This window comes from Olsenella profusa DSM 13989 (genome assembly GCF_030811115.1).
Lineage (GTDB): Bacteria > Actinomycetota > Coriobacteriia > Coriobacteriales > Atopobiaceae > Olsenella_F > Olsenella_F profusa.
Genome location: NZ_JAUSQK010000001.1, coordinates 1,043,970 through 1,068,615, shown reverse-complemented (window position 1 = coordinate 1,068,615; position 24,646 = coordinate 1,043,970). Strand labels below are relative to the sequence as shown.

At 68.6% G+C, this 24,646-nt stretch carries 17 protein-coding genes; 11 read left to right on the top strand and 6 right to left on the bottom strand.

Features of this window, described 5'->3' with window-relative positions:
* Positions 1-38: 38 nt before the first annotated feature.
* The gene (locus J2S71_RS04875) at positions 39-1,730 is read right to left on the bottom strand and encodes a phospho-sugar mutase (protein WP_307389183.1); all 1,692 of its coding nucleotides are present in this window, start codon (positions 1,728-1,730) and stop codon (positions 39-41) included.
* Between the two features lie 388 nt (positions 1,731-2,118).
* Here J2S71_RS04875 and J2S71_RS04870 point away from each other — a divergent pair, with 388 nt between their 5' ends.
* From J2S71_RS04870 to J2S71_RS04860, 3 genes are all read left to right on the top strand, one after another.
* Positions 2,119-4,944, top strand: coding sequence for an oxidoreductase (locus tag J2S71_RS04870; protein WP_307389181.1), 2,826 nt, complete (start codon positions 2,119-2,121; stop codon positions 4,942-4,944).
* A gap of 180 nt (positions 4,945-5,124) precedes the next feature.
* Positions 5,125-7,056, top strand: a complete 1,932-nt coding sequence (locus J2S71_RS04865; protein ID WP_307389180.1) for an oxidoreductase — start codon at positions 5,125-5,127, stop codon at positions 7,054-7,056.
* 271 nt (positions 7,057-7,327) lie between these two features.
* Positions 7,328-7,942, top strand: a complete 615-nt coding sequence (locus tag J2S71_RS04860; RefSeq protein ID WP_307389178.1) for a flavin reductase family protein — start codon at positions 7,328-7,330, stop codon at positions 7,940-7,942.
* Between the two features lie 79 nt (positions 7,943-8,021).
* Here J2S71_RS04860 and J2S71_RS04855 read toward each other — a convergent pair whose 3' ends face one another.
* Positions 8,022-8,990, bottom strand: a complete 969-nt coding sequence (locus tag J2S71_RS04855) for a Gfo/Idh/MocA family protein (RefSeq protein ID WP_307389177.1) — start codon at positions 8,988-8,990, stop codon at positions 8,022-8,024.
* Between the two features lie 217 nt (positions 8,991-9,207).
* On the opposite strand from J2S71_RS04855, the gene J2S71_RS04850 reads away from it, so the two are divergent.
* From J2S71_RS04850 to J2S71_RS04820, 7 genes are all read left to right on the top strand, one after another.
* Positions 9,208-9,663, top strand: a complete 456-nt coding sequence (locus tag J2S71_RS04850; RefSeq protein ID WP_021727222.1) for a LytTR family DNA-binding domain-containing protein — start codon at positions 9,208-9,210, stop codon at positions 9,661-9,663.
* A gap of 34 nt (positions 9,664-9,697) precedes the next feature.
* Positions 9,698-10,147, top strand: a complete 450-nt coding sequence (locus J2S71_RS04845; RefSeq protein ID WP_307389175.1) for a hypothetical protein — start codon at positions 9,698-9,700, stop codon at positions 10,145-10,147.
* A 488-nt stretch (positions 10,148-10,635) separates the two neighbouring features.
* Entirely contained in the window at positions 10,636-13,173 is a 2,538-nt protein-coding gene (locus J2S71_RS04840) for an outer membrane protein assembly factor BamB family protein (RefSeq protein WP_307389173.1), read from the top strand.
* Positions 13,145-14,338 carry a DUF4430 domain-containing protein gene (locus J2S71_RS04835; protein WP_307389171.1) on the top strand — a complete coding sequence of 398 codons (1,194 nt, stop codon included), beginning with the start codon at positions 13,145-13,147 and terminating at the stop codon, positions 14,336-14,338. The genes J2S71_RS04840 and J2S71_RS04835 overlap by 29 nt, the downstream gene beginning before the upstream one ends.
* A gap of 14 nt (positions 14,339-14,352) precedes the next feature.
* Positions 14,353-15,339 (top strand): energy-coupling factor transporter transmembrane component T family protein, encoded by a 987-nt coding sequence (locus J2S71_RS04830; RefSeq protein WP_307389169.1) that lies wholly within the window; start codon positions 14,353-14,355, stop codon positions 15,337-15,339.
* Positions 15,320-16,813 (top strand): ABC transporter ATP-binding protein, encoded by a 1,494-nt coding sequence (locus J2S71_RS04825; protein ID WP_307389168.1) that lies wholly within the window; start codon positions 15,320-15,322, stop codon positions 16,811-16,813. Before J2S71_RS04830 ends, J2S71_RS04825 begins: the two co-directional genes overlap by 20 nt.
* Positions 16,806-17,525, top strand: a complete 720-nt coding sequence (locus J2S71_RS04820; protein ID WP_307389167.1) for a DUF6580 family putative transport protein — start codon at positions 16,806-16,808, stop codon at positions 17,523-17,525. The genes J2S71_RS04825 and J2S71_RS04820 overlap by 8 nt, the downstream gene beginning before the upstream one ends.
* Here the strand turns inward: J2S71_RS04820 and J2S71_RS04815 are convergent.
* From J2S71_RS04815 to J2S71_RS04805, 3 genes are all read right to left on the bottom strand, one after another.
* A complete protein-coding gene (locus tag J2S71_RS04815; protein WP_307389165.1) occupies positions 17,522-19,957 on the bottom strand; it encodes a homocysteine S-methyltransferase family protein in 2,436 nt (811 codons plus the stop codon). The two genes, J2S71_RS04820 and J2S71_RS04815, sit on opposite strands and share 4 nt — an antisense overlap.
* Before the next feature lie 67 nt (positions 19,958-20,024).
* Positions 20,025-20,780, bottom strand: a complete 756-nt coding sequence (locus tag J2S71_RS04810; RefSeq protein WP_307389163.1) for a hypothetical protein — start codon at positions 20,778-20,780, stop codon at positions 20,025-20,027.
* A gap of 4 nt (positions 20,781-20,784) precedes the next feature.
* Complete coding sequence (locus J2S71_RS04805) at positions 20,785-21,657, bottom strand: methylenetetrahydrofolate reductase (RefSeq protein WP_021727277.1); 873 nt, start codon at positions 21,655-21,657, stop codon at positions 20,785-20,787.
* Positions 21,658-21,683: 26 nt separating this feature from the next.
* Here J2S71_RS04805 and J2S71_RS04800 point away from each other — a divergent pair, with 26 nt between their 5' ends.
* Positions 21,684-22,061: a hypothetical protein gene (locus tag J2S71_RS04800; protein ID WP_040652452.1), complete on the top strand. Its 378-nt coding sequence runs from the start codon at positions 21,684-21,686 to the stop codon at positions 22,059-22,061.
* A gap of 69 nt (positions 22,062-22,130) precedes the next feature.
* On the opposite strand, the gene J2S71_RS04795 is transcribed toward J2S71_RS04800, so the two are convergent.
* Positions 22,131-24,641 carry an ABC transporter permease gene (locus tag J2S71_RS04795; protein WP_307389160.1) on the bottom strand — a complete coding sequence of 837 codons (2,511 nt, stop codon included), beginning with the start codon at positions 24,639-24,641 and terminating at the stop codon, positions 22,131-22,133.
* Positions 24,642-24,646 lie beyond the last annotated feature (5 nt).

Here is a 24,646-nt window from a genome sequence, read left to right as displayed (position 1 = left end):
TCCGCTTTATACACACGTGAAGATGGCACACCAAGTGCCTACGCTATGCCCTCCACCAGCTGCGACACGGCCTCGCGCATCTCGGCGACGGCGGCCTGCGAGCGTCGCGCGTCGTCCGCAACCGAGTAGTAGTAGAACTTGATCTTGGGTTCGGTGCCCGAGGGCCGCATGGCGAACCACGAGCCATCCTCCATCGAGAAGCGCAGCACGTTCGAGGCGGGAACATCCTGCCAGCCGTCGATGTAGTCGATGACCTCACGCACCCTCAGGCTCCCGAAGCTTTGGGGCGGATCCTGCCGGAACGCGTCCATGATGCGCCCGATGCGCGCCGCCCCCTCCTGCCCCTTCAGCACCAGCGAGACCTGGTCCTCGGCGAAGTGGCCATAGCGCTCGTAGAGCGCCTCGAGCGCCTGGGCCATGCCCATGCCCTGGCGCCGGTAGTAGGCCGCCATCTCCATGATGAGCATGCCGGCACAGATGCCGTCCTTGTCGCGCACCACGTCGCTGGGCGCGCAGCCGATGCTCTCCTCGTAGCCAAAGAAGTAGCGGCAGCCGTCGCGCTCGAGGTCGGGGATGCGGCCGCAGATGTTCTTGAAGCCGGTCAGGGCCTCATAGACGCGGATGCCGTACGCGTCACAGATGGTCCGGCCAAAGTCGCCGGTCACGATGGACTTCACCATGGCGGCGTTCGTGGGCAGGGTGCCCCGCTCGCGCTGGCTCTCGGCCAGGTAGGCGATGAGGAGGGCCCCGGTCTGGTTGCCGTCGAGCCAACGGTAGCTCCCGTCCGCCTCACGCACCTCCATGGCCAGGCGGTCGGAGTCGGGGTCGGTGGCGATCAGGATGTCTGCCTGCCGCTCCCGGCCCAGCCTCTCCGCGAGCTCGAATGCCTGCGGGTCCTCGGGATTGGGATAGGGGACCGTCGTGAAGTCGGGGTCGGGCTCGCGCTGTTCGGCCACCACGGCGAAGTTCTTGAAGCCGCGCTCGTGGGCGATGCGAGCCATGGGGATGCTACCCGCGCCGTTGAGCGGCGTGTAGACGATGGGAAACGTGCGGTCGAGCTGTTCGTCGGGACGCTGTGCCATCGAGAGCACGTAGGCGAGGTAGGCATCGTCCATGGCCGCGCCGAGCATGCTCACGAGGTCCTGCTCGTGCGCATCGCTCAGGGGAAGGGCCTTGGGCTCGTCCAGGAGGTCGAGCGCCTGGATCTCCCCCAGCATGCCGTCCGACACCTCGCCGGAGATCTGGGCGCCGTCCTCCCAGTAGACCTTGTAGCCGTTGTACTCCTTGGGGTTGTGGCTGGCCGTCATGTTGATGCCCGAGAGCGCGCCTAGCCTGCGGATGGCAAAGGAGAGCTCGGGCGTGGCGCGCATGGCGTCAAAGAGGTGCGCGCGGATGCCGTTGGCCGCCAGGATGCGGGCAGCAAGCTCGGCGAACTCGCGGGAGTGATGGCGGCAGTCATAGGCGATCACCACGCCGCGGCTGGCGTCCTCCCCCGACCTGAGGATGTAGTGGGCTATGCCCTGGGTGGCGCGACCCACCGTGAGGCGGTTCATGCGGTTGGTGCCGGCGCCATAGATGCCGCGCAGGCCGGCCGTACCAAAGACGATCTCCTGGTAGAAGCGGTCGGTGATGTCGGCCTCGTCGCCAGCTATGGCCTCGAGCTCCGCATGGAGCGGGTCCTGCGCGTCGAGCCTCCCGAGCCATGCCTCAAACGTCGCGTGCGCGTCCATACCGTCTCCCCTCTCGCGCCCCTCTGGAAGCACGTATGCTGTGGCGGCCAAGGTCAGGGACGATCCCACGCATCGGACGGGAGGGAGCCCCTGCCCCTCCGGGCAATCCCTGCCAGTGTACGACTGTTCCGCCCCATCGGCCTTGTCGCCACCGCCCTCCGGGCACCGGTGCCTCTGTGCGTCCAGGGGGTCATCGCGTCCCAGACCATCGCTGGGCCCCAGGCGTCATCCCACCGACATCCCGTCCCACGGCCGGGAGGACGGCCGCACAATGGAGCCGACGGGCGCCCATCGGGGGATGGCGCTCCCGTCGCACGGCCGCGGGCCCGATACAACCGATGGATGCCACAGGGGCGAAGCCGCGGCGTGTCACATGAGAGAGGACGCTATGGCAAGCTACGAGAGGCTCTTCGAACCCGGCAGGATCGCAGGGGTGCATATCAAGAACCGTCTGGTGATGACCCCCATGGGCGTGGGACTCGCCAACCTGGACGGCACGCCGGGCGACGAGATGATCGCCTACTACGAGGCCCGCGCGGCCGGCGGCGCCGGGCTCATCATGCCCGAGATCTGCCGCGTGGACGACGTCACCGGCGTGGGGCTCATGCGCCAGATCTCCGTGACGCGCGATCGCAACGTCCCGGCCATCGCACGGCTCGTAGGCGCCGTCCATCGCCATGGGGCCAAGCTGTTCCTCCAGCTGCATCACCCCGGCCGCGAGACCTACTCCAGCCTCATCGGCGGCCAGCCCGTGGTGGCCCCCTCGGCCATCCCCTGCAAGCACACCCAGCAGAGGACGCGCGCCCTCGAACATGACGAGGTGCAGCACATCCGCGACGAGTTCATCGAGGGGGCCGTGCGCGCCCAGAGGGCCGGCGTCGATGGCATCGAGCTGCACTGCGCCCATGGCTACCTGCTCGAGCAGTTCCTCTCGCCCTACACCAACAAGCGCGAGGACGAGTACGGCGGCTCCTTCGAGAACCGCATGCGCCTGGTGCTGGAGATCATCGCGGGCATCCGCGAGCGCTGCGGCACGGACCTCCCCGTGGGCTGCCGCCTCTCGGTGGAGGAGTTCCTGGGGGCCATGGGCGTCCCCGAGGGCGAGTACATCGACATCAGGATGGGCGTGCGCATCGTGCAGGAGCTCGAGCGCGCGGGCATCGACTTCATCGACGTCTCCTGCGGCATCTACGAGACGGGCGCAACCTCCGTCGAGCCGGTGAGCTACGCCGAGGGCTGGCGCCACGACCTCATCGCCGCCGTGCGCGCGGGCTGCTCGCTGCCCATCATCGCCGTCTCGGCCTATCGTGGGCCCGAGGTGCCCGAGAGGTTCCTGGAGGAGGGCATCATCGACTTCGCGGGGCTCGGCCGTGCCTGGCTCGCCGACTCCGACTGGGGCCGCAAGGTCCAGGAGGGGCGTGTGTCCGAGATCCGCAAGTGCATCAGCTGCCTGCGCTGCTTCGAGTCGCTCGAGGAGAACGCCGAGCGGTGCATGCCGCTCGAGTGCGCCGTCAACGCGGAGTGCGCCAACGAGCGGCGCTATGGCCCCCTGGTGCCGGGCACCGGCCACCATCACCTGGTCGTCGTCGGCGCAGGCCCCGGGGGGTTGGCGGCCGCCGAGGTGGGCGCCCGGCGCGGCATGCGCGTGACCCTGCTGGAGGCAGACGACAGGATCGGAGGCGACGTCAACCTGGCGGGACGCCCTCCCCACAAGGAGAAGATGGGCTTCGTCGCCGACTACTATGGCGCCGTGCTGCCCGAACTGGGCGTGGACATCCACCTGGGCGAACGCGCCACGGCAGACTCCGTGATGGCGCTCTCCCCCGATGCCGTCATCTGCGCGACGGGCGGCCGCCCCATCGTCCCCGACCTACCCGGGATCGGGGGCGACGGCGTCGCCACCGTGCCGGAGGTCCTGAACGACCAGGTGAGGGTCGCGGGCAGGAGGGTGGTCGTGGTGGGGGCGGGCCTCACCGGCCTCGAGACCGCCGAGTACGTGGCGGACCAGGGCGCCGCGAGCACGACCGTGGTGGACATGGTGGACACCGTGGCACCGGGCGCCAACGCCACCAACGTGGCGGACGTGATGGGCCGGCTCAGGAAGCAGGGCGTCACCTTCGAGCTGAGCCAGAAGCTCGTCGCCGTCAGCCCTCGCGGCGTGAGCCTGGAGGGCAGCGACACCGGCGAGGCGAGCGAGCTCGCCGCAGACCTCGTGGTGCTCTCGTTGGGCAACAGGCCCAACCGCGGCCTCGCGGACGAGCTGCGCGAGAGGGGCATGGACGTGCAGGTGGTGGGCTCCGCCATGCAGGACGGCAACATCTCGCCGGCCACGCACGGCGGCTACCTCGCCGCACGCTCGCTCTTTGTGGACAGGAGGCCCCAGGCGAGCTTCCATCTGGCGGACAGCGAGGTGGAGCGCTTCGGCTCCCCCTCCGTCATGGGCAACCAGCGGGGCGTCTACATCGCCTACACCACGACGCCCGAGGCCATCGCCCGCGTCCTGCCACCGGGGCTCAGCCCCTTCCCGATGCCCGTGGTGGCCCTCTCCCTCAACCACGTCAACAACCCGAGCTTCACCGACGACTACTACGAGGCGATCCTGGGCGTATACTGCTACGCGGGCGAGCAGCTGGGCCAGTACTCGCTGTCCCTGCTGCTGGGAGGCGACGGCGCGGAGATGGCCACGCAGCTGGGCCGCGACAACGGCTCGATGCCCAAGAAGCTGGGCGGCGAGTTCGTCATGCGCCGCGACGGCGACAGGGTCACCGCATGCCTGAGCAGGCGCGGCAGGCAGGTCGTCAACGCCGAGATGGACCTGGGCGAGTACAACAGCCCGCTCACGTCCCGGGTGTTCCAGGCCCCCGCGGCGGGCAAGACCACCCAGGGCTGCGGCTTCTACTATCACTTCGACCGCGTCGTACGGGCCGAGGGTGGGGCGGACTTCACCGCGGGCGCCCTGCTCAGCGCGCTCGTGCAGTACGACTACAAGAGCTGGGAACCTGCGTACGTCACCAGGCTCGACGTGTGCTCCACGCCCGACGACCCCTGGGGCGAGCTGCCCGTGGTCACCGTCATCGGTGCCGGCCTCGCGACACTCGACCTCACGGTGAGGGGCATGCGCAGGCTTGCCGACGTCGACGCGAAGGCGACCATGCCCTACCTGCTCTCCTCGTGGTACGACCGCACGACCCTGCGGGAGACGGGTCGCATCTAGGCGGGCGGCCGGCGGCCCCATGGGCGCCCCCGTGGGCCATGCGCTCGGGGGCGCCCGAACGTCGCGGGCGTGGACTGCGAGGCATAGGCGCACCCATCCCTGCCGTAGGCGGCAGGGATGGGGCATGCTCCATGCATTGAGGCAAAGGGGAGCATGCTATCAAGGGGGAGGAGAGCTGCCATGCGCTACGACAAGCTATTCGAACCGGGGAAGATTGGTTCGCTCGAGCTCAAGAACAGGTTCATCATGGGGGCTATGGGCGTGGGATTCGCGGAGCTCGGCGGCACCCCCACCGACCGCACCGTGGCCTACTACGAGGCGCGTGCGAAGGGAGGGTACGGCCTCATCATCACAGAGGTCAGCAGGGTCCAGGAGGACGAGTTCTGCACGCCCTTCGAGCCGTCCCTTGCCGATGACAGGCACATCCCCGCCTGGAAGAAGGTCACCGATGCGGTACATGCAGCCGGTGGCAAGATCTTTCCGCAGCTGCATCAGCCCGGCAGGCAATACACGAAGGCCATCCTGGGACATCAGGTCTCGGCACCCTCGCCACTCGCATGCCCGATCTTTGACGAGGTCCCGCACGAGCTCGCAACCGAGGAGGTGTGGCAGAACATCCACCTCTTTGGGAACGCGGCCGTTAGGGCCAAGGAGGCCGGGTTCGACGGCGTGGAGATACACGCGGGCCATGGCTACCTGGTGCAACAGTTCCTCTCGCAGTTCACCAACAGGCGCTTCGATGAGTTCGGCGGCTCACTGGAAAATCGCGCACGCTTCGCCTGTGAAATCGTCAGGGACATCAAGAAGCGGTGCGGTGCGGACTACCCGGTCATCATCAAGCTCTCCGCCGAGGAGAAGGTGCCCGGTGGCATGACGATATCCGATACCAAGATCTTCGCAAAGTACTTTGAGGAGGCTGGTTATGACGCCGTCGAGGCCACCATCTGCACCTATGCCTCACTCGACTGGATGAGTGCCCCAGAGGACGTCCCCATGGGCTTCAACGCCCGCAATGCCGAGGAGATACGGCAGGGGCTCTCCATCCCCGTCATCGCAATCGACCGCATCAACACACCCGAGATTGCCGAGGACATCCTCGAAACAGGAAAGGCGGACTTCGTCTCCATCTCCAGGCAGACCCTTGCTGAGCCGGAGTTTCCCAACAAGGTCAGAGAGGGGAACGTCTCGGAAATCGCTCCCTGCATCAACTGCCTGCAGTCCTGCATGGGCTACATGACCGACCCCCAGCACCTGCAAGCATGCTGTCTCGTCAACCCCCGAGTGGGGCATGAGGCCGAGTACACCTTCGGCAGGGCACAAGAAACCAAGCGGGTTCTTGTTGCTGGATCGGGTCCTGCAGGACTGTACGCCGCCTACGTCGCAGGCAAGAGAGGTCACGCGGTGACGCTCTACGAAGCGGAGGATAAGCCGGGAGGACAGTTCCGCATTGCGGCGCTGCCTCCCGCAAAATCGTTCATCACAGGTCCGCTTCGCTTTTGGATACAGGAAGGCCGCAAGGAGGGCGTCACGTACCTGCTCTCCACACCCCTCACCAAGGAGATGGTCGAGCGGGAGAAGCCCGACGTCGTCATACTCGCAACCGGCGCCAAGCAGCTGATTCCCAACATCCCCGGCATTGACGGGACACATGTCGTCTTGGCCAATGACGTCATAGAGGGAAAGGTGACCGTGGGGAGGAACAACCTCATTGCCGGTGCTGGCCTGGTGGGACTCGAGACTGCCGATTTCCTGCGCGAGAGGGGTGGACGCACGAGCACCCTCATTGACATGATCGAAACGGTGGACTTCGGCGTGCTCGGCGTGGGGACCCATCTCAAGGCTCGCCTCGCTTCCAACGACACAACGTATATCCTGGGCGCAACCATCGAGTCGTTCGGCGAGCACGGCGTAACCTACAGGCAGCAAGGCACGGAGAGGACCGCCGAGGGCTTTGACAACATCATCATCGCCATGGGCTCGCAACCGTACAATCCGCTTGAGTCCGAACTTAAGGGGCTGGCACCTGAGGTCTATGTGATCGGAGACGCGAAAGAGGTAGGAAAGGCCAACAAGGCGACCGAGGAGGCCACTGCCGTTGCGTACAAGATCTAGCGCGGCGACTAAGGCGAGAAGGCGTTCATGCTCACGGCCAGCCCACGCCTGTCCTGTGTGCGCCGATCCGCGGGTGTTCCCCCTGTGGGTGCGATGATCCGGTCCTTCATCCGTGTGGGTGCCTTTCGCTGCGTGTGGGTGCTTTTCTCCCGGAACGGGTCTTCGTAACCTGTGGATACGTCAGTCCTTCTCGGGAGAAAGGCACCCACACGAGGCAAGCGTGGCCAGCCGCCGCGCACCGTGCTACGATATCGTTGGAAAAGCGACGCATATGTCTCGCGTACGCATGTCCCACATCCCCAAGGAGGAGGTCGCCATGAAGAGGTCCCTCAAGCCCAGCCCGTTCCTCGCCCCCATGCCCGTGCTGATGATCGCCACCTACGGCCCCGACGGCACGGTGGACGTCATGAACATGGCCTGGGGCGGCATCTGCGGCACCGACAAGGTGGCGCTCAACATCACCGAGACGCACAGGACCGTCGCCAACATCAAGGAGCGCCGGGCCTTCACCATCGCCGTCGCGGACGTCGCGCACGTCCAGGAGGCCGACTTCTTCGGCATCGCGACGGGCAACAGGATGGCGGACAAGTTCGAGCGCTCCGGGCTGACGGCCGCGAGGAGCGAGCACGTGGACGCCCCCGTCATCGAGGAGTTCCCCCTCACGCTGGAGTGCGAGGTGCTCGAGGCCGGCGAGTCCGTAAGCGGCTACCGCGTGGTGGGCAGGATCGTCAACGTGCTGGCGGACGAGACGGTGCTCTCCGCGGACGGCGCGCCCGACATCACCAAGGTCAACCCCCTCATCTTCGACCAGTTCCACAACGACTACTACGCCCTCGGGGAGCGTGTCGCGGGGGCGTGGGCCGCCGGCAAGGGGCTCATGGGGTAGCGCCCACGTCCGGATCGCGAGGACGGTACGGTGGGGTCACGCCCTGCGCGTGGCCCCGTATAGTTCTGCGAGTTCTGCGTCAACGGGACGCAAGGCCCGCGCGCACCACGTCCAGTATGAGGGCGGCGTGAACGGAGTCCCTAGCGGGCATGACGGGGGACTCGAGGGTGCCCATCTCTGCCAGTCCCACAAAATGGGCGATCTCGTCATAGAGGTCATCGATCGCATAGGGTCCACCAAGGGACCGCGGGGGCTCGCCCTCCAGCCGCAGGACGGCATGCTGGGGCCGATGGAGCTCCTCCACCAGCAGGCTCCCCTCGGTGCCGACCACCCGCAACACGCGAGGCTTGGCCCGATCGAAGGCGCATTCCAGACGCACCTTGATGCCTCCGTAGTCCATGCACGCATCCACATGGACGTCGACGTCACGCACCTGCCTGCCGTCGACTGACGTCAGACGTGGCACACCAGGGCACAGGTCCTCGATCCAGGCGGCACAGTAGGTACCGCAGTCGAGCAGCACCCCCGCCCCGGGACCGGGCGTCATGTGATACGTGCCCGCCTCCATGACGGAGGACAGCATGTCGTTGCAGAGCGAGGCCTCGACGAGGCGGATCGCTCCCAAGCTCGGCAGCGCCTGGACGATGAGGGGGTAGAGCGGCACGAAGCGCGGCTTCATCGCCTCTATGAAGAGGACGCCGCGCTCCCGCGCGAGGTCTGCCACCCGGGCCATGTCCGCCGCCGTCAGCATGGCGGGCTTCTCGCAGAGCACCGCCTTGCCCGCCTCGATGGCCCGCGTCGCCCGCTCGCGGTGGAACTCATGCGGCAGGGCGAGGTAGATGGCGTCCACCTCACCGTCCTCAAGCAGCTCGGCATGGCTTCCGTAGGCCCGCGCGCCCGACGCGGCGGGCACCTCGTCCAGAAACTGACGGGCACCCGCGCGCGAGCGCCTGCTCGCGGCCACGAGCTCGGCGCCCTCGACATGTGCAAGGCTTCGTGCGAAGCGATGCGCGATGTTCCCCGCGCCCAGCACCCCAAGGCGAGCCATGGCGCCACCTCCCCTGTCCGTCCTGGCATGCATGCGAGCGGAAGTGACGGTCAGGGAGGCCGACGGCGCAACCGGCCCCCAGCACCTGACGAGCCCATGACCCACGCGCCCCTGCAGGCGAGGGGGCTCCTTGTGCAACTCGGTGCAACGATGCTGCGGCACGGCACTGCGCCCGCTAGAGTACGAGGCGGACGATACCACCGCGAGAAGAGGCCCCATGAACGTCAACGTCATCGAAGAGCCCGGACGCAGGGAGCTTGAGGTCACGGTCCGCATCGCCCCGGGAGACCCGCGTGGTCAGCGCATAGCCGAACGCGTGCGCACGACGTTCGGGCGTCTCACCGGCTACCCCACCCCCGGATCACCGGAACGGCGCGTCATCGCGCTGGACACCGTGACGCACATCGAGACCACCGAACGGAGGGCCTGGATCCATACGTCCGACCATCGGCGCCTCGAAAGTCCCCTCAGGCTCTTCGAGCTGGAGGAGCTGCTCCAGGACAGCGAGTGCGTGCGCGTGTCACGTCAGGAGCTGGTCAATCTCGACCACGTGACGGCGCTGCGCCCTGAGCCCAACGGCAGGCTGGCGCTCGTGCTGGACGACAGGTACGTGGCCATCGCAACACGCACCTATGCGGCGGACATCAAGCGCCGCATCGGCATCGCACGATAGGCACGGAACGCCACGGGACGAAGGAGAGACGATCATGAGCGAGAACGACCAGCTGGGCGGCGCACTCGGACGAGGGGCGCTCACGGGGAGCCTCATCGCCGTCGTCATGCTTGCGGCAGCGGTCGGCATCGATGCCGCACGCGAGGGCCTCACCGAGAACACACGCTTCTGCCTGAGCTACATCGTGGCGGGCCTTGCAGGTGGCATCCTGCAGCAGGTCTGGTTCAACTGGCGTCCGACGAGACGCCTCGCCTACAGCATGCGCCTCCTTGGCTTTGGCCTCACGTACTATGCGGTCCTCGTGGGCTGCGCCGCGCTCGGACGCTGGCTGCCGGCGGAGCACCCGTGGGCGTGGGTCACGTTCACGGTCATCTTCCTCGCCATCCTCGTGGCGCTCACGCTCGTCATCGGAGCATTCCTGCACAGACGGGGCATCGAGTACAAGGAGAGGCTCGACGCGTACCACGCGCGCCGGCGCAGCTAGTGGATGAGGCTCAGCGACTGGGGCCCTCGTGCGGACTGCCCTTGATGGCCAGGGCCCTCATGTGTGCCCCTCTCCCTTGGCCCATCCCACGGGCCGGCACGATCCAGGCATCAGGGCACTCACACGCCAGCCAACGTCCGCGCGACACGTTCACCTCATCTGCATGCGCTAGGGTACCGACGTGTTGAGAATTGGCATATCCTACCTCCTGTGCACGACATCTCAACATTCGACCTGATATCATGGTCTTGGCTCAGGATGCTCTGGGAGCATGGTCTGAGTGGTCCAGGCACCCTGGCACAGGGAACCAGCCACGCTTCCGAGAGATGGCAGCCGCACCCACATGGCTGCGACCAAGCGCAGCCGACAGGTTCGGCACGACCGATGCGGGATCCACCCTCTCAGGCACCCTCAACGAGTGAGGAGGAGCAGGGATGTTCCCAACGACATGGTGGCGTGTTCATAGCGACGCAGGGGCTGTGCGGCATGTGGGGGTGCGTCGTGTGTGTGCCGCCTTGCTTGCCCTGGTGTTGGCCCTGTACCTGGCGCCCCTGCCGGCCATGGCCGAGGAGACCACCCAGGACACGACGAACGAGCAGGGGCAGGCCGAGGGTGCGTCGGCCCCCAGCACACGTCCCACATCCGGCAAGACCAGTGATGCCGCAGGCGGAGCCAGCACGGGCGATGCCGCAGGCGGAACCGGCACGGGCGATGCCGCAGGAGCGGCATCGCAGACCAAGGACGGGGACACCAAAGACGACGCGGTGCCCCCGCAGGACACGGCCGGGCAGCCGTCAGGGCAGGGATCGTCAGAGGACGGCGGCACACCTGCTCCCACGGCACCACCGAAGGAGGAGCCCCCTGCTCGCGCCCCGGACGCAGAGGCCGCCACCATCGACGTCTCCGTGAGGGTCGTCGGGCCGGATGCCGAGGGGCATGACGTCGACTGGCTGCCCGCGACGAACGTGACGGTCGCCGCGACGGCGACCGGCCTCGATGCCACGGAGGCCGCGTTCAAGAAGGGCGGGCTTACCTACGATGCCGTGAGGGGCACGGCCTACGGCGCATACCTCGCCAGCATCACGAGTCCCTATACGGGACAGGAGCTGGGCTACGACGCAGCGAGCCGCAAGTACTGGTCGCTCCTGGTGAACACGGGCTCCGGCCTCACCTCCAGCGGCAAGGGCATCAGCTCGATCGACATGAGCACGGTCAGGGAGATCGTCTGGTACTACTCCACCGGCACGGCCGCGCCTGCCGAGACGCCCGACACCGAACCGAGCTCGACCCAACTGCCCACCTATGCGTCCGACTGGCCCGGCTTCCAGCAGATCCTGGGTGACCAGAGGGCCGCCACACCCACCGACGCGGCCACGGTGGCCTGGGACGTCGACCTCTCGCAGTACGGGAGCGGCGGCTCATGGCACAGGGTCAGCGAGCTCCTCTCCGTGAACGGCTCCATATACGCGGCCGTGGACGACAGGGTCGTTCGCATCGACGAGAGGACCGGCACGGTCGATGCCACCAGGGGCACGCTCGATGCGCCCATCAGCTACACGAGCAGGCCGCTGTATGTGAAAGGCATGATCGTCGTGGCGCTCGATGACGGCAGGGTCGAAGCGCTCGACGCCGCAACGCTCAAGAGGCGCTGGGTCACGCCGATCATGGCCAAGGGGTATCAGTCGTCCTGCTCGCTCTCGCTCACGTCGGGGAGCAGCCCACAGATCGTCGTCGGCATCTCCCAGGGATCGGGCTCCGCGGGCATGCTGTTCACCGTCGACCCCTCCACGAGCTCCTTTGCCAGCTATCGAGTCCTCGACCAGAGCCAGGTCTCCGGCTGGTACTGGAGCGGCGCGGCATCGGTCGGCGGCTGCCTGGTGGCGGCGGACACGGCAGGTAGGGTGAGCGCCTACCGCGCGAGCGATGGCAGGGAGGTCGCCAGCTACCAGCTCACGTCGAAGGTGCCGGGCGGGTCGACGGTCAATGCGGACGTCGTCGCGCTCGACGAGACGGACTTCCTCGTGGCGACGAGGGATGGCCGCCTCCACCGGCTGCGCCTCACGGACGCGAACGGGACCATCGGCATTGCCGAGGTCTCCTCCGTGGCGCTGGGCGGCACGGGCAAGGCCGCACCCGTGGTGGTGGGCGGTCATGCCTTCGTCGGGGGCGCACTGGACACGACGCCCGATGCGCCGACGGCACTCTATGTGGTGAACACTTCAATCATGTCGCTGCTGCAGACGATCACGAAGGCGGATGGCCTCGACCTGCCAGTGGGCTTTGGCGGCATCTCCGCACCGCCGCTCGTGTCGACCACATCCACGGGCACGTTCGCGTACTTCACGGTCAACGCGGCCACCTTTGATGCCGCCACGGGAGCGTACGCGTCGGGTGGCAACCTCTATGCCTACCGGCTGGGCGACACCGAGGCGCACCTGCTGTACGCGCCGACGACCAACGCGAACTTCTGCGACTCTCCCGTCATCTGCGATACCCAGGGAAGCCTCTACTATCTCAATGACTCCAGTCACGTGGTGAAGCTCGTGTCTCAGAAAAACGGCGCGGGCGGCAGGGGGAGCACGACCGACGCGGGCGGCTCGGGGCGCACCGCCACGCCAACCTCCGTGATGGCAGACGGCTCCACGGGCCCCAGGGAGAGACCCGGCTCCTTGGCCAACATGCTTGCCGGCATGAGCGGGATCCGCATGTATGGCACCGCGGCCATCGGGTGGACGCTCCGTCCCTCCGCCAGAGCCACGGCAAGGGCCCGATCGTCCCGGCCCCTCCTCTTTGGCACGCCATCGGACGTGCTGACGCGCGTCACGACGACACGTCCCACGGCCATGCAGCCCGAGGGCCAGGGCGCCGCTGCGGAGCCATCGTCGACATCCGTCGCCCACCTGCCCCTGTGGCCCGTCGCGGGCATGGGGTGCGGCGCGGCACTGCTTGTGGTACTACTCGTACGAGACCTCATGCGCACGAGGAAGGGGGGCAGCCATGACAGCTCACGGCACCACAGGGGATGACGAGCGGGACGAGGCCACACGCGGGTCTCGTGTCTCGAGGCACCTCCGCATCCTGCTCGTCGCATTTGCCGTAGCGGTCGTCGCGTTCTGCGCGTGGTCGATGTCCGAGTACACGCAGGGACGCGACCCCCTCGCCTGGCTCACGGGATCGGGCGCCCTCACCACGACGAACGACACCGACCCCAGCGGCACGTTCGACCTGAACGGCGACGCCAGCACAGCTGCCACCACAGCGACCCTCTCGCATGACGACGTGGTGGCCGCCCTCGGCGCGCTGCAGTTTGACGGTGCCGACGTATCCGTCCCTCCCGACCAGACCACCGTCGTCCTCACACAGGACGGCATCTGGGTCGATCAGGTCGAGCTCGACGATGCCCCCACGATGGCCTCGCTCACCGCCAGGCGCGCGGCAGCGCTTGCGACCTGGGAGGCGACGACGGGCGTGGAGGTGCCCCAGGTCACGTGGATTGCCGAGGATGGCGCGGGGGCGGTGCGTATGGCCGTGTCGTACGGCACGGATGACGCCCCCACCTCCGGTGACCTACCCTTCCTGCTCTCCCGGGCGTCCTCCTATGCCCTCTCGGGAGACGCCTATGCCAGCCTGGGCATCGGCCCCGACTGCCCACAGTCCACGGAGGCGGTTCCCACGCTGCCGGACGCCTCGCCGGTCTCGGTCGAGCCATCGGTCACGTCGGGCGGCGAGGTGCTGACCACCACGTCCACCACGGGAGGCAGCGCACTCTCCTCGTCCGGCACGGGTTCCGTGCCTGGCTCCGACACGGGTGGCGGCTCCTCCTCGGGCTCCGGTGCGACGGCCACCCCAAGCCAACCGAGGGATCCCGCACCGACGGATGCGAGGATCACCGTCACCGTCACCGTCGATGGCAGTGCAGCCGGCCGGGGATCGAACTCCGTCGCAGTCACCGTACCCGCAGGCTCGACGGCCTACGACGCGCTGGTGGCCACCGGGGTGGGCGTCAACGCACGCCAGACGAGCTACGGTGTCTACGTGTCGAGCATCGGTGGGCTTGCCGAAAAGGAGCACGGCAGCGGCAGCGGCTGGACCTACGCCGTCAATGGCATCGAGCCCGACCGTTCCGCAGCCTCCTACACCCTTTCCGAGGGGGACGTCATCGTGTGGTCCTACGTCAACGTCACCCAGTAGCGCCGGTGCAGGCCATGGACACCGCCCACCTTGCCTTCGAGACGACGCATGCGAGCGTTGCCGTCGCCTACTTCTCGGGCGCGCTGCTGCTTGCCATGTTCGTGATGCAGCCCGTCTACGTGGCCCTCTCGCTGGCAGGCGCCCTCGCGTTCGCGCTCTGTGCCCTGGGCGTGCGGGGGACGCTGCGCAAGCTGCGCTGGCAGCTTCCCCTGCTCGTGCTCATCACGCTTGCCAACCCGCTGTTCTCGGCGTCGGGCTCGACCGCGCTTGCGCAGGTGGGACCCCTTGTCGTCTACCGCGAGTCACTGGTCTATGGGGCCTGCATGGGATCCGTCCTGATCGCCGTGATCCTCTGGTTCGAGGGGGCATCACGCGTCCTGACGAACGACCGCCTGATGGGGCTCATGGGGCGGCGCCTGCCCGTGGTCGCGCTCATGGTCTCCATGACGGCGCAGCTGTCGGCACGGCTCGTCCGACGCGGCACCGAGGCGCGGACCGTGCGACGGGCCTGCAGCTCCTCTGGGGCCGATGGCCGCCCGTCGCTGCAGGGGGCCTTGAGCCTCACGACCACGCTCATGGGCTGGGCGATGGAGGGCTCCCTCGAACGTGCCGACGCCATGCGCGCCCGCGCATGGCAGGCGGCCCCCCACCGGACGAGCTATGCGACCGAGCGCCTCGGGGACCGCGATGCCCTGGCCCTCCTTGGGGTAGGCGCGCTCGTGGGGGCGAACGTCCTGCTCGCCGCCGTCGCCTGCGCGCAATGGCACTTCTATCCCACGACCCCCACGCTGGTCGTCTGGTGGGGCTATGCGCCCTATGCCGTGCTGACGCTGCTGCCCGCGGCCCTGACGCTGCGCGAGCGGGCGCGCTGGTCCCACATCGAGCGGACAGGCGCTGGGGCGCCTCATGCCAGCGCACGGGCGGCCTGCACGTCGGCCCACCGCGGCGCGTGCGCAGCGTCAACCGCAGGGGAGGGCGGCCATGGACATGCGAAGGCATGAGCCGCCCGATCGCGAGACGGCGCTCGAGTTTGGGCATGTCAGCTTCTCCTATCCCCCACCGGACGCGGACGGTGCGGACGGGCGGGCGGACGGCCCCCACGTCCTAGACGACGCGTTACTCTCCGTTCCCCAAGGTGCGTTCTGCCTGCTGGTGGGGGCAACGGGCAGCGGTAAGACGACGCTTCTGCGCCTCGCCAAGCCCGAGATCGCGCCGGTTGGCACGATCGCCGGACGGGTCCGTGTCTTTGGCCACGAGACCGCTGCGCTCGCAGGGGACCCCCTGCTCTCAGCCGCGAGCGTGGGGTACGTCTTTCAGAGTCCCGACAACCAGATCGTCTGTGACACCGTCTGGCACGAGATGGCCTTTGGGTTGGAGGGGTTGGGGGTCGCCCAGGACGAGATGCGTCGTCGCATCGCCGAGACGGGCTACTTCCTGGGCATCGACCACTGGTTCCGCCGCATGACGGATGAGCTCTCCGGCGGGCAGCGACAGGTGGTGGCCCTTGCCGCGACGCTGGTAATGCGACCGCGGCTCCTGCTGTTGGACGAACCGACCTCGATGCTCGACCCCGTGGCGGCCAAGAACTTCCTGGGACTGCTCTTTCGCGTGAACCGCGAGCTGGGCGTCACCGTGGTCGTGGCGACCCATGCGCCAGAGGTCATGGCCGACTATGCGACGATGGCGCTCGCCCTGGGCGAGGGTGGGCGGGCGGGAACGGTCGCGCCGTGCGAGCTGGACGCGTTGCGTACGGCCCGCTCCCTGCCACGGGAGCCACCGCGGGACGACAGCGGAAACCAGCCTGTGGCCGTGCGCCTCTCCGACGTGTGGTTTCGCTATGCGCGCGGCGAGGGGTGGGTCTGCCGGGGCTGCAGCCTTGCCGTTGGCGCCCACGAGGTGCGTGCCCTTGTGGGCGCCAACGGCTCGGGCAAGTCCACGCTCCTGTCGCTCGTGGCCCAGATGGCCCGGCCCCAGCGAGGGAACGTGCGTGTGGGGCACGAGCTGGCCATGAGCCAGGCGCTGCTCCCGCAGGGTCCCAAGGCGCTGCTTGCGCGCGAGACGGTAGCAGGGGAGCTCCTGGAGTGGTCGGGGTCGGCAGGCTATGACGGCGCGGCGGCTCAAGGGCTGCTGTCGGAGCTGCTGGGAGCGCCCGCGGACGCGCTCTGGCAGCGCCACCCCTACGATCTCTCGACCGGCCAGCAGCAGCTCGTGGCCCTCGCGAAGCTCCTGATCACCCACCCGCGCCTGCTGCTGCTCGACGAGCCCACCACGGGGCTCGACCACGTCGCCCGCGCTGCGGTCGCCCGCGCCGTGGCGGCCGCGCGCGACGCGGGCGCGACCGTCATCATCGCCACGCACGACCTGGCGTTCTGCCGCGCGGTCGCGGACTCGGTGTCCCTGCTCTTCGACGGTGACATCGCCACGACCGAGCCGATCGGGACGTTCTTCGAGAACAGCTGGATCTGGCATGGGTAGCCACAGGGCACGGCTGCTCCATGCGCTCGAGCCCCTCGCGCTTGCCGCCGTGCCGCTCTCCATGGCCGCCTGCACCATCCTCGGTATCGAGGCCACGGCGGGGCTCACGATGCTGGTCGCGCTGCTCGCGCTCCTGCTCGTCTTTGCTGGCTACGAGGCCTCGCGGCCAGCGCTCCGCCAGGTCATGCCCACGGTGGTCCTTGCCTCGCTCGCCGCTGCCGGGCGCGTGCTCTTCGCACCCCTGCCCGACGTGAAGCCCGTCTCCGCCATCGCCATCGTCGCCGGGTCCCTGCTCGGTCGCCGCAACGGCTTCATGGTCGGCGCCCTCGCGGCGCTCGTCTCCAACGCCTTCTTTGGCCAGGGAGCCTGGACGCCCTGGCAGATGTATGCCTGGGGGCTCGTCGGCTACCTTGCCGGCGTCCTCACCGATGCCGGGGCGCTACGCCGCCATCGCTGGGCGCTCCTCGCGTACGGCTTCGCCTCCGCCCTGCTCTATGGTGCCATCCTCAACGGCTGGTACGTCCTGGGCTTCGTGCGCCCGCTCACGGCTGCCGGGGTGCTCGCGGGCTATGCGGCGGCCGTGCCCTGGGACGTGGTGCACGGCCTTGCGACCGTGGGCTTCCTGGCCCTCATCTGGCTGCCCTGGGGCCGCTCCATCCGGCGCGTGGTGGCCAAGTACGACCTCTCCGGTCGGGATGGCCACGACGACTAGGTGCCCAGCACCTCCTCGGCGATGCGCGCGGTCTCGGTGGCGTCCTTGGCATAGAAGTCCGCGCCGACCATCCGGGCGTACTCGGGCGTGAGCACGGCCCCGCCCACCACCACCTTGCACCAGGGCGCCTCCTGGCGGAGCAGCTCGATGGTCTCGGCCATGGCGGGCACGGTCGCCGTCATGAGCGCCGAGAGGCCCACGAGCCGCGCATGGCGCTCGCGCACGGCATCGACGACCAGCCGGGGGTCCACGTCGCGCCCCAGGTCCACGACGTCGAAGCCATAGTTCTCGAGCAGCATGCGCACGATGTTCTTGCCGATGTCGTGGATGTCGCCCTTCACGGTGCAGATGATCACGGTGCCCTTTGAGGCCACGGCCCGCCTGCCGGTGGAGCTTGCCTCGCGGATGACCGCAAAGCCCGCCTTGGCCGCCTCGGCGGAGGCCATGAGCTGGGGCAGGAAGAACGTACCCCGCTCGAAGCGCTCCCCCACCTCGTCGAGCGCGGGAATGAGCACGTCGTTTATCACGTGCAGGGCGTCGTGCTCCTCCAGCAGCCGCCGGGTGACATCGGCCATGGCCCCCCTGCGCCCCGCCAGGACGAGTGAGCGCGCCTGCTCGCCGAGGCTGGCGGATGCCGCCGCGTCGGGAGGCGTCGCGGCGGAAGGCGCGGCAGGGGCCTTCCGCCCATCCCGTGGCACGGCGTCGCTGCGCGCCGCATATGCGGCGACATAGGACTGCGCGCGCTCGTCTTCGCCGGACAGCACGCGCCACGAGTTGACCACGTCCATCATGCGCTGCTGCCGGGGATTGATGATGGCCAGGTCGAGCCCCGCCGAGAGGGCCGCCGCCAGGAACGTGGCGTTCACGAGCGGGCGGAAGGGCAGGCCGAAGCTGATGTTGGAGACGCCCAGCACGCAGCGCACGCCCGGCAGCTCGCGCTTGATGAGGGCGATGCCGTCGAGGATGGCGCGCGGCGCCGTCTGGTCCGTCGAGGCGGCCATGGCCAGGCAGTCGATGGCCACGTCCTGGCGCGGCAGGCCGGCCGCATCGGTGGCGGCCACGATCCTGCGCGCGATGGCCAGACGCCCCTCGGCCGTCGCCGGGATCCCCTCCTCGTCGATGGTGAGGCCCACGAGGGCGCAGCCGTAGTGGGCGGCGAGGGGCACGACGGCGGCAAGCGTGTCGGCACGGCCGTTGGTGGAGTTGATGATGGGCTTGCCGGCATAGCCGCGCACGGCGGCCTCGATGGTCGCGGGCACGGCGGAGTCCACCTGCAGGGGCAGGGTTGTGACGCTGGAGAGGTCGCCCATCAGGCGCTTGAGCGTGGCGCCCTCGTCTATCTCGGGCAGGCCCGCATTGACGTCGAGGATCTGGGCGCCCGCCTCGTCCTGCTCGATGGCGAGCGACATGATGTAGTCGAAGTCGCCCGAGCGCAGGGCCTCCCTCATGTGCCGCTTGCCCGTGGGGTTGATGCGCTCCCCGATGACGCCCACCTGCCCCATCCCCAGCGCACAGGACGCCTGTGCGCTGGCGACCACGAAGTCGTCACGCACCCGGCGCGGCGCGGGCGTGCGGCCCACGAGGAGCTTCGCCTCCCGGCGGATGTACTCCGGCGTGGTGCCGCAGCAGCCACCGATCACGGTCACGCCCGCATCGAGCATGCCCGCCACCTCGGCGCAGTACTCCTCGGGACGCACGTCGTAGACCGTCACGCCCCCCTCCACGCGCGGCAGGCCGGCGTTGGCCTGCACCATCACCGGCACGCGCGACCAGGGCAGCATGCGCCGCACGAGCGGTGCCACGTCGGCGGGGCCCAGCGAGCAGTTGATGCCCACCACGTCGGCACCCAGCGCGCTCAGGGTGATGGCGGCCACCTCGGGCGTGGTGCCCAGGAAGGTGCGCCCGCCCTCGTCGAAGGTCATCGTCACGAAGGTGGGCAGGTCGGAGTTCTCCTTGGCGGCAAGCAGGGCCGCCTTGGCCTCCGCGAGGTCGGCCATCGTCTCGATGACGAGGAGGTCGGCGCCCGCCGCGTCGGCCGCCCTCACCTGACAGGCAAACTGCTCGTAGGCCTCATCGAAGGGCAGCGTGCCCATGGGCTCCAGCAGCGCTCCCGTGGGGCCGATGTCGGCCGCCACATAGCGTGCGCCCGCACGTCTCGCGCACCCCACCGCCGCCGAGACGATCTCCTCGACCGGGGCCGCACCGTCCAGCTTGAGCGGACTCGCACCAAAGGTGTTGGTGGTCACCACCTCGCTGCCGGCCACGACGTAGGCGCGGTGGATGTCCTCTATCATCTCAGGTGCTCTGAGGCAGAGCAGCTCGGGCGCCGCGCCGGCGGCCATGCCGCGCGCCTGGAGCTGCGTGCCCATGGCGCCATCGAAGAGCAGGAGGTCCTCTCCCGCAAGCACGCGCCGGAGATGCTCATCGCGCACGCGCAGCTCGCGTTGCCGAGAGGCGCCAGGGTGCGGTGCCACTGGTTCAGGGCTCGTCGCAGTCGTCTCATCCATGGCAGGTCGTCCCCGTCCTTCGTATGATGCAGAAATCCGAGCACAGGCAGTCGGCGCAGCTTACGTGCGCACCAGCCTGTGGCGTGTCGAACAGGCCCACCACGGCGGTCACGCTCTTGGTGGGCGTCATGAGATAGGTGGGTGACAGCGTGATGCCCAGGCGCGAGGCGCCCAGGGCGGCCAGCAGGGGCGGCTGCGTGTCCATCGGCAGGTCGCCATAGCCGGGGGAGAAGCGGACGTTGCAGTGGAGGCCCCCGGCGGCCGCAGCACCCACGAGCAGCGCCTCGGCAGCATCGGCCGCCCGCTCCACGAGCGTGGTGGAGACCGCGTCGAAGAGCACCTGGCCCACGGGGTCCACGAGCGAGAGCCGATGGAGCTCGCGCTCGTCACCCATGCCAAGCGTCACGGCCATGACGCCTGCGGCGACCGCCCCGTCCAGGTGCCTGGCGATGGAGCTGCCACGCAGCACGAGTGGGGTGCCCCCCAGGCTCACCTCCGGCACCCCGTCGTCCGTGCGACCCGCCACCTCGAAGACCGCCACGGCCGCACGCGGACGTGAGACCTCCAGACAGCGCGCCATGGCCTCGTCGATGCGCGAGCCCAGATCGGGGCCGAGGCCCTGCCCATGGTATCCCATGTAGCGCAGCACCTCGCCGCGGTCCATCGACATGATGGCGAGGTCGTGGTAGGTGGGGGCCGCAGCAACGCCCGCGGCGACCCGCCGTGCCCCGCCGTCGCATCCCGCCATGCGCCTACGCCCCCAGGTAGCCGCAGGCGAGCAGGGCCTCGTGCGCCGCGCTGCCGACCTCGGGCCTGTTCATGCTGTAGACGTGCAGGCCGTCCACGCCGTTTGCCGCAAGGTCGCAGAGCTGTTCGCAGGCGTACTCAACACCCGCCGCACGCTGGGCCGCCGGATCCTCCCCGGCCCGCACGAGGCGCTTCACGACCTTGGCGGGAATGGACGCGCCGCAGCTGAAGGCCATGCGCTGGATCTGCCGGACGCTGGTGAAGGGCATGATGCCACAGACGATGGGCACCTTGATGCGGGCCCGCACGCAGCGCTCGCGGAAGCGATAGAAGTCCTCGTTCATGAAGAAGAGCTGCGTCACCAGGAAGTCGACGCCCGCATCCTGCTTGCGCTTGAGCGCCTCGATGTCGGCGTCCAGGCTCTCGCACTCCACGTGGCCCTCGGGGTAGCAGGCGCCTCCCACACACACCTCGGGGGTACGGTGCTTGATGTGCGCGACGAGGTCGGACGCATGCGGGAAGTCCCGGGTCCCGCACCCCGGCACGCGGTCGCCCCGCAGGGCCAGCACGTTGTGCACCCCCTCGGCGAGCAGGGCGTCCACAGAGGCGTCGGCGTCCGCGGCGGCAAGCCCCATGCAGGTGAGGTGCGCGAGCGCCTGCGTCGGGGCACACTCGCGCTCGACGAGCGCGGCGATGGCGCGCGAGCTCTGCGCGTTGCCCGAGCCGCCGGCCGAGAACGTCACGCTGATCCAATCCGGGTCGCTCTGCGCAAGGGCGTGGGCGATCGTGTCGGCCTGCTCAACCGACAGGTCGCCCTTGGGTGGGAAGATCTCGAAGGAAAGCGTCTGCTTGCGTGCCAGGGCGTCACGGATGTCCATGGTTCCCCCTTCGTGTGGTTGGACACATGATAGAGTATGGGACCCATCCGCATCCCGCGTGCGCGCACGCCGTGACCAACTGTGAACAAGCGAGGCGCGCTGGGGGTGGGCATGACGCCCCCCAGAGCGTTACGGTAGGAAGGGCCGCACGGGATGGAGGGATCACGACACCAGAGGAGTACGACAGGGCAGCACGCGACTGGACGAGCAGGGACGCGGTGGGCACGCGGCTGCCGCGCGAGGACGCGCTCGCGCGCATCGACGCGTTCCTCTCCACGCACACCACCTGTGCGCTGGCCACGGGCGACGGCACCTTCATGCGCTGCACGCCCCAGTCGTACGACCTGCTCGATGCCGACCTGCGTGGGGAGGGCGTGGACGTGCGCCAGCACATCGACGCCTAGGGTGGCGGGGCCCGAAGGACGATTCCGGGTCCCGCCACCACGGGACCTGTCGCACCGCCGCACCGTCCCCTATTCCCTGTGCTGCAGGACGTCGACGGCACGTATCCTGCCCACCCGGCGCAGCAGCGCCGTGCGCACCGTGAGGTAGCAGGCCATGATGCCCGCATACGTGGCGGGATAGAACCACCAGGGCCACGCCACGTCGAGCTCGACTGCCACGTTTGCCACGAGATAGGGGTAGCACGCGTCCATGAGCAGCTTGGCCACGGGGATCAGCACGAGCGCGCCCAGCGCCACCACCACGAGGTTGCCATCGAGGTAGAGCCTGCGGATCTCCCGGTCGCGGTAGCCAAACAGCCTCATGAGCGCGATGCCCTGGGCCGAGCGGTCCACCATGACCTTCGTCATCTGATAGAGGACGATGACGAAGATGAACGCCGACGAGACTATCAGCACGCCTATGAGCGGCGCCATCGTGTCCATGAACACGCCCGAGCTCTTGGACACGTCATCACGGCTCGTGGTCGCGAGCAGGCGGTCGGGATCGATGTCGAGCGCATGGTCGGCGAAGACGGCATTGTACTGCCCATCCTCCTCGCCGAGCAGCTCGCGCATGTCGTCTATGTGCATGAAGCAGAACAGGCCCGCCGAGTAGGGCACGACGTCGCTCACGGTGAAGGCGTAGGCCTTGTCGTCGGCACGGTCATAGAGCACGAGCTCGTCGCCCACCCTCACGCGGTAGCGCGTGGCCACGGCCGACGAGACCGCCACCTCGTCGGTGCCCTTCGCCTCGAAGCTACCGAAGAAGGGGTCGCCCTCGGTGAGGCCGACGAGCGTGACGCTCAGGTCGTACCCCATGGACGAGCGGCTGAGGGAGGCGAGATCCGCCTCCCAGCCGTCGGTGGGGGCCACCATGGTGGGATAGCGATACTGGTAGAGGTACTCGTAGCGGGTGTCCTCCACGGCCTTGTGCGAGACGTTGGCGCTGAGGGTGTAGGCGTCGAGTCCCATGAACAGCAGCAGAAGGCTCACGAACATGCCCACCAGAACCGCCGCGACGCTGCGCCGCTCGCGCAGCAGCTGTCGGATGCGGAACGTGCGCGTGAAGCCCCGCTCGCGCAGGCGCACGCGCGCCGCACGGACCCGTACCGGATCGTCCCTGAGCAGCGAGAGCACGGGGCGCGCGAGGCGCCTCCCGATGACCAGGAGGTTCACGACGAGCGCCAGGGCAGCAGGCAGGGCGATGCCATAGAGCAGGAGAGGGATGGTCGGCCCCGCGGTGATGGGCGGGGTGGAGTAGTACGTGAGCGTCGGCCCCAGCATGAGTTCCTGCCACTGCGGAAAGAAGCTCACCACCGTGCCGAGGATGCCTCCCACCAGGCAGATGAGGGTGGGAACCAGGGCGTAGCTCACCATGATCCGGCGCCGTCCCACACCCAGCGAGACGAGCGCGCCTATCGTCATCGACGCGCGGTCGATGCTGTGCACGGTGAAGACCGAGATCACGTAGGCAATGAGGACGAGCACGATCACGCCGGCAAGCAGGCCGGCATACATGCTGATGCTCACGTCGTCGACGGAGATTCCGATCCGGGGATTGTCAGAGGCCTTGACGAAGCTCGTGACGTTGTCCACCTCGAGCGGGAAGTGCTCGTCAAGCTGCTCGCCCAACGTGTCCTGGAAGCCGTGGGCCGCATCGTCGAGCCGTGACGCACCATCGATGACGGAGGACAGGACCCGTGCGAGCGCGGGGGAGGAGCCGCCCAGCCGCCCGATGCCCTCGTCGAGCCCATCGGCGGCCTCCACGAACTGCCTCATCGCATCCTCGATCCTGCGACGTTCGGCAAGGCGCTCATCCAGGTAGGCCGCGAAGGCGGGGTCGCCCGCCTGGTCCAGGGACGCCTTGAAGTCGCGGACCTGGTCCCGCAGGGACTCGACGGAGACGTCGGACGGGAGGCGGAAGAGGTAGCGGGTCTCCTCGGCACTTTGGGCCTGACCGGCGTCACGCAAACTGGCATACTGCCTGCCCGTGACGAAGGCACAGCCGAAGGTCGAGGGATCGGCCACCAGGTCGGCCATGCTCGCCATGCACAGGTCGTAGTCGGGGCTCGTCCCTATGCCCACGACCGTGAGCTCCTGTCCCCCGACCTTGATCACGTCACCGACGGAGATGCCGCGCGACGTGGCGTAGAGGCGTTCGAGGAGCACCTCGCCGGGGGCGTCGGCCACCCTCCCCTCGCTCACGGCGACGGTGTCCACCTGCGACCGGTTGGCCATCACGCGCAGCGTCGAGCCATCGTCCTGCGAGAAGTCGAGGGAGGGCGCCTCCTCGACCGTGACGCCCCGCGCACGCACGGCGGCGAGCTCGTCATTCGTGAGCGGCACGAGGGTCGTGAACTCGCCGTCCTCCACCCCGTGAGACCGCGCGCTCTCCTCGATGCTCTGGGTGGCCCCCACGGCGGTGGAGACGATGCCCACGACGACGAGCATCGCAAGCGCCGTCAGAAGCAGAAGCGCCGCGTTGCGCAACCAGTTCGCGCGCAGCTCGCGCAGGGCGCGTCTCAGAAGAATCCTCCACATCTCAG

Coding starts and splice junctions, on each gene's coding strand:
- J2S71_RS04875 (WP_307389183.1), bottom strand. CDS start 1,730: ATGGACGCGCACGCGACGTTTGAGGCATGGCTCGGGAGGCTCGACGCG.
- J2S71_RS04870 (WP_307389181.1), top strand. CDS start 2,119: ATGGCAAGCTACGAGAGGCTCTTCGAACCCGGCAGGATCGCAGGGGTG.
- J2S71_RS04865 (WP_307389180.1), top strand. CDS start 5,125: ATGCGCTACGACAAGCTATTCGAACCGGGGAAGATTGGTTCGCTCGAG.
- J2S71_RS04860 (WP_307389178.1), top strand. CDS start 7,328: ATGTCTCGCGTACGCATGTCCCACATCCCCAAGGAGGAGGTCGCCATG.
- J2S71_RS04855 (WP_307389177.1), bottom strand. CDS start 8,990: ATGGCTCGCCTTGGGGTGCTGGGCGCGGGGAACATCGCGCATCGCTTC.
- J2S71_RS04850 (WP_021727222.1), top strand. CDS start 9,208: ATGAACGTCAACGTCATCGAAGAGCCCGGACGCAGGGAGCTTGAGGTC.
- J2S71_RS04845 (WP_307389175.1), top strand. CDS start 9,698: ATGAGCGAGAACGACCAGCTGGGCGGCGCACTCGGACGAGGGGCGCTC.
- J2S71_RS04835 (WP_307389171.1), top strand. CDS start 13,145: ATGACAGCTCACGGCACCACAGGGGATGACGAGCGGGACGAGGCCACA.
- J2S71_RS04830 (WP_307389169.1), top strand. CDS start 14,353: ATGGACACCGCCCACCTTGCCTTCGAGACGACGCATGCGAGCGTTGCC.
- J2S71_RS04825 (WP_307389168.1), top strand. CDS start 15,320: ATGGACATGCGAAGGCATGAGCCGCCCGATCGCGAGACGGCGCTCGAG.
- J2S71_RS04820 (WP_307389167.1), top strand. CDS start 16,806: ATGGGTAGCCACAGGGCACGGCTGCTCCATGCGCTCGAGCCCCTCGCG.
- J2S71_RS04810 (WP_307389163.1), bottom strand. CDS start 20,780: ATGGCGGGATGCGACGGCGGGGCACGGCGGGTCGCCGCGGGCGTTGCT.
- J2S71_RS04805 (WP_021727277.1), bottom strand. CDS start 21,657: ATGGACATCCGTGACGCCCTGGCACGCAAGCAGACGCTTTCCTTCGAG.
- J2S71_RS04800 (WP_040652452.1), top strand. CDS start 21,684: ATGATAGAGTATGGGACCCATCCGCATCCCGCGTGCGCGCACGCCGTG.
- J2S71_RS04795 (WP_307389160.1), bottom strand. CDS start 24,641: ATGTGGAGGATTCTTCTGAGACGCGCCCTGCGCGAGCTGCGCGCGAAC.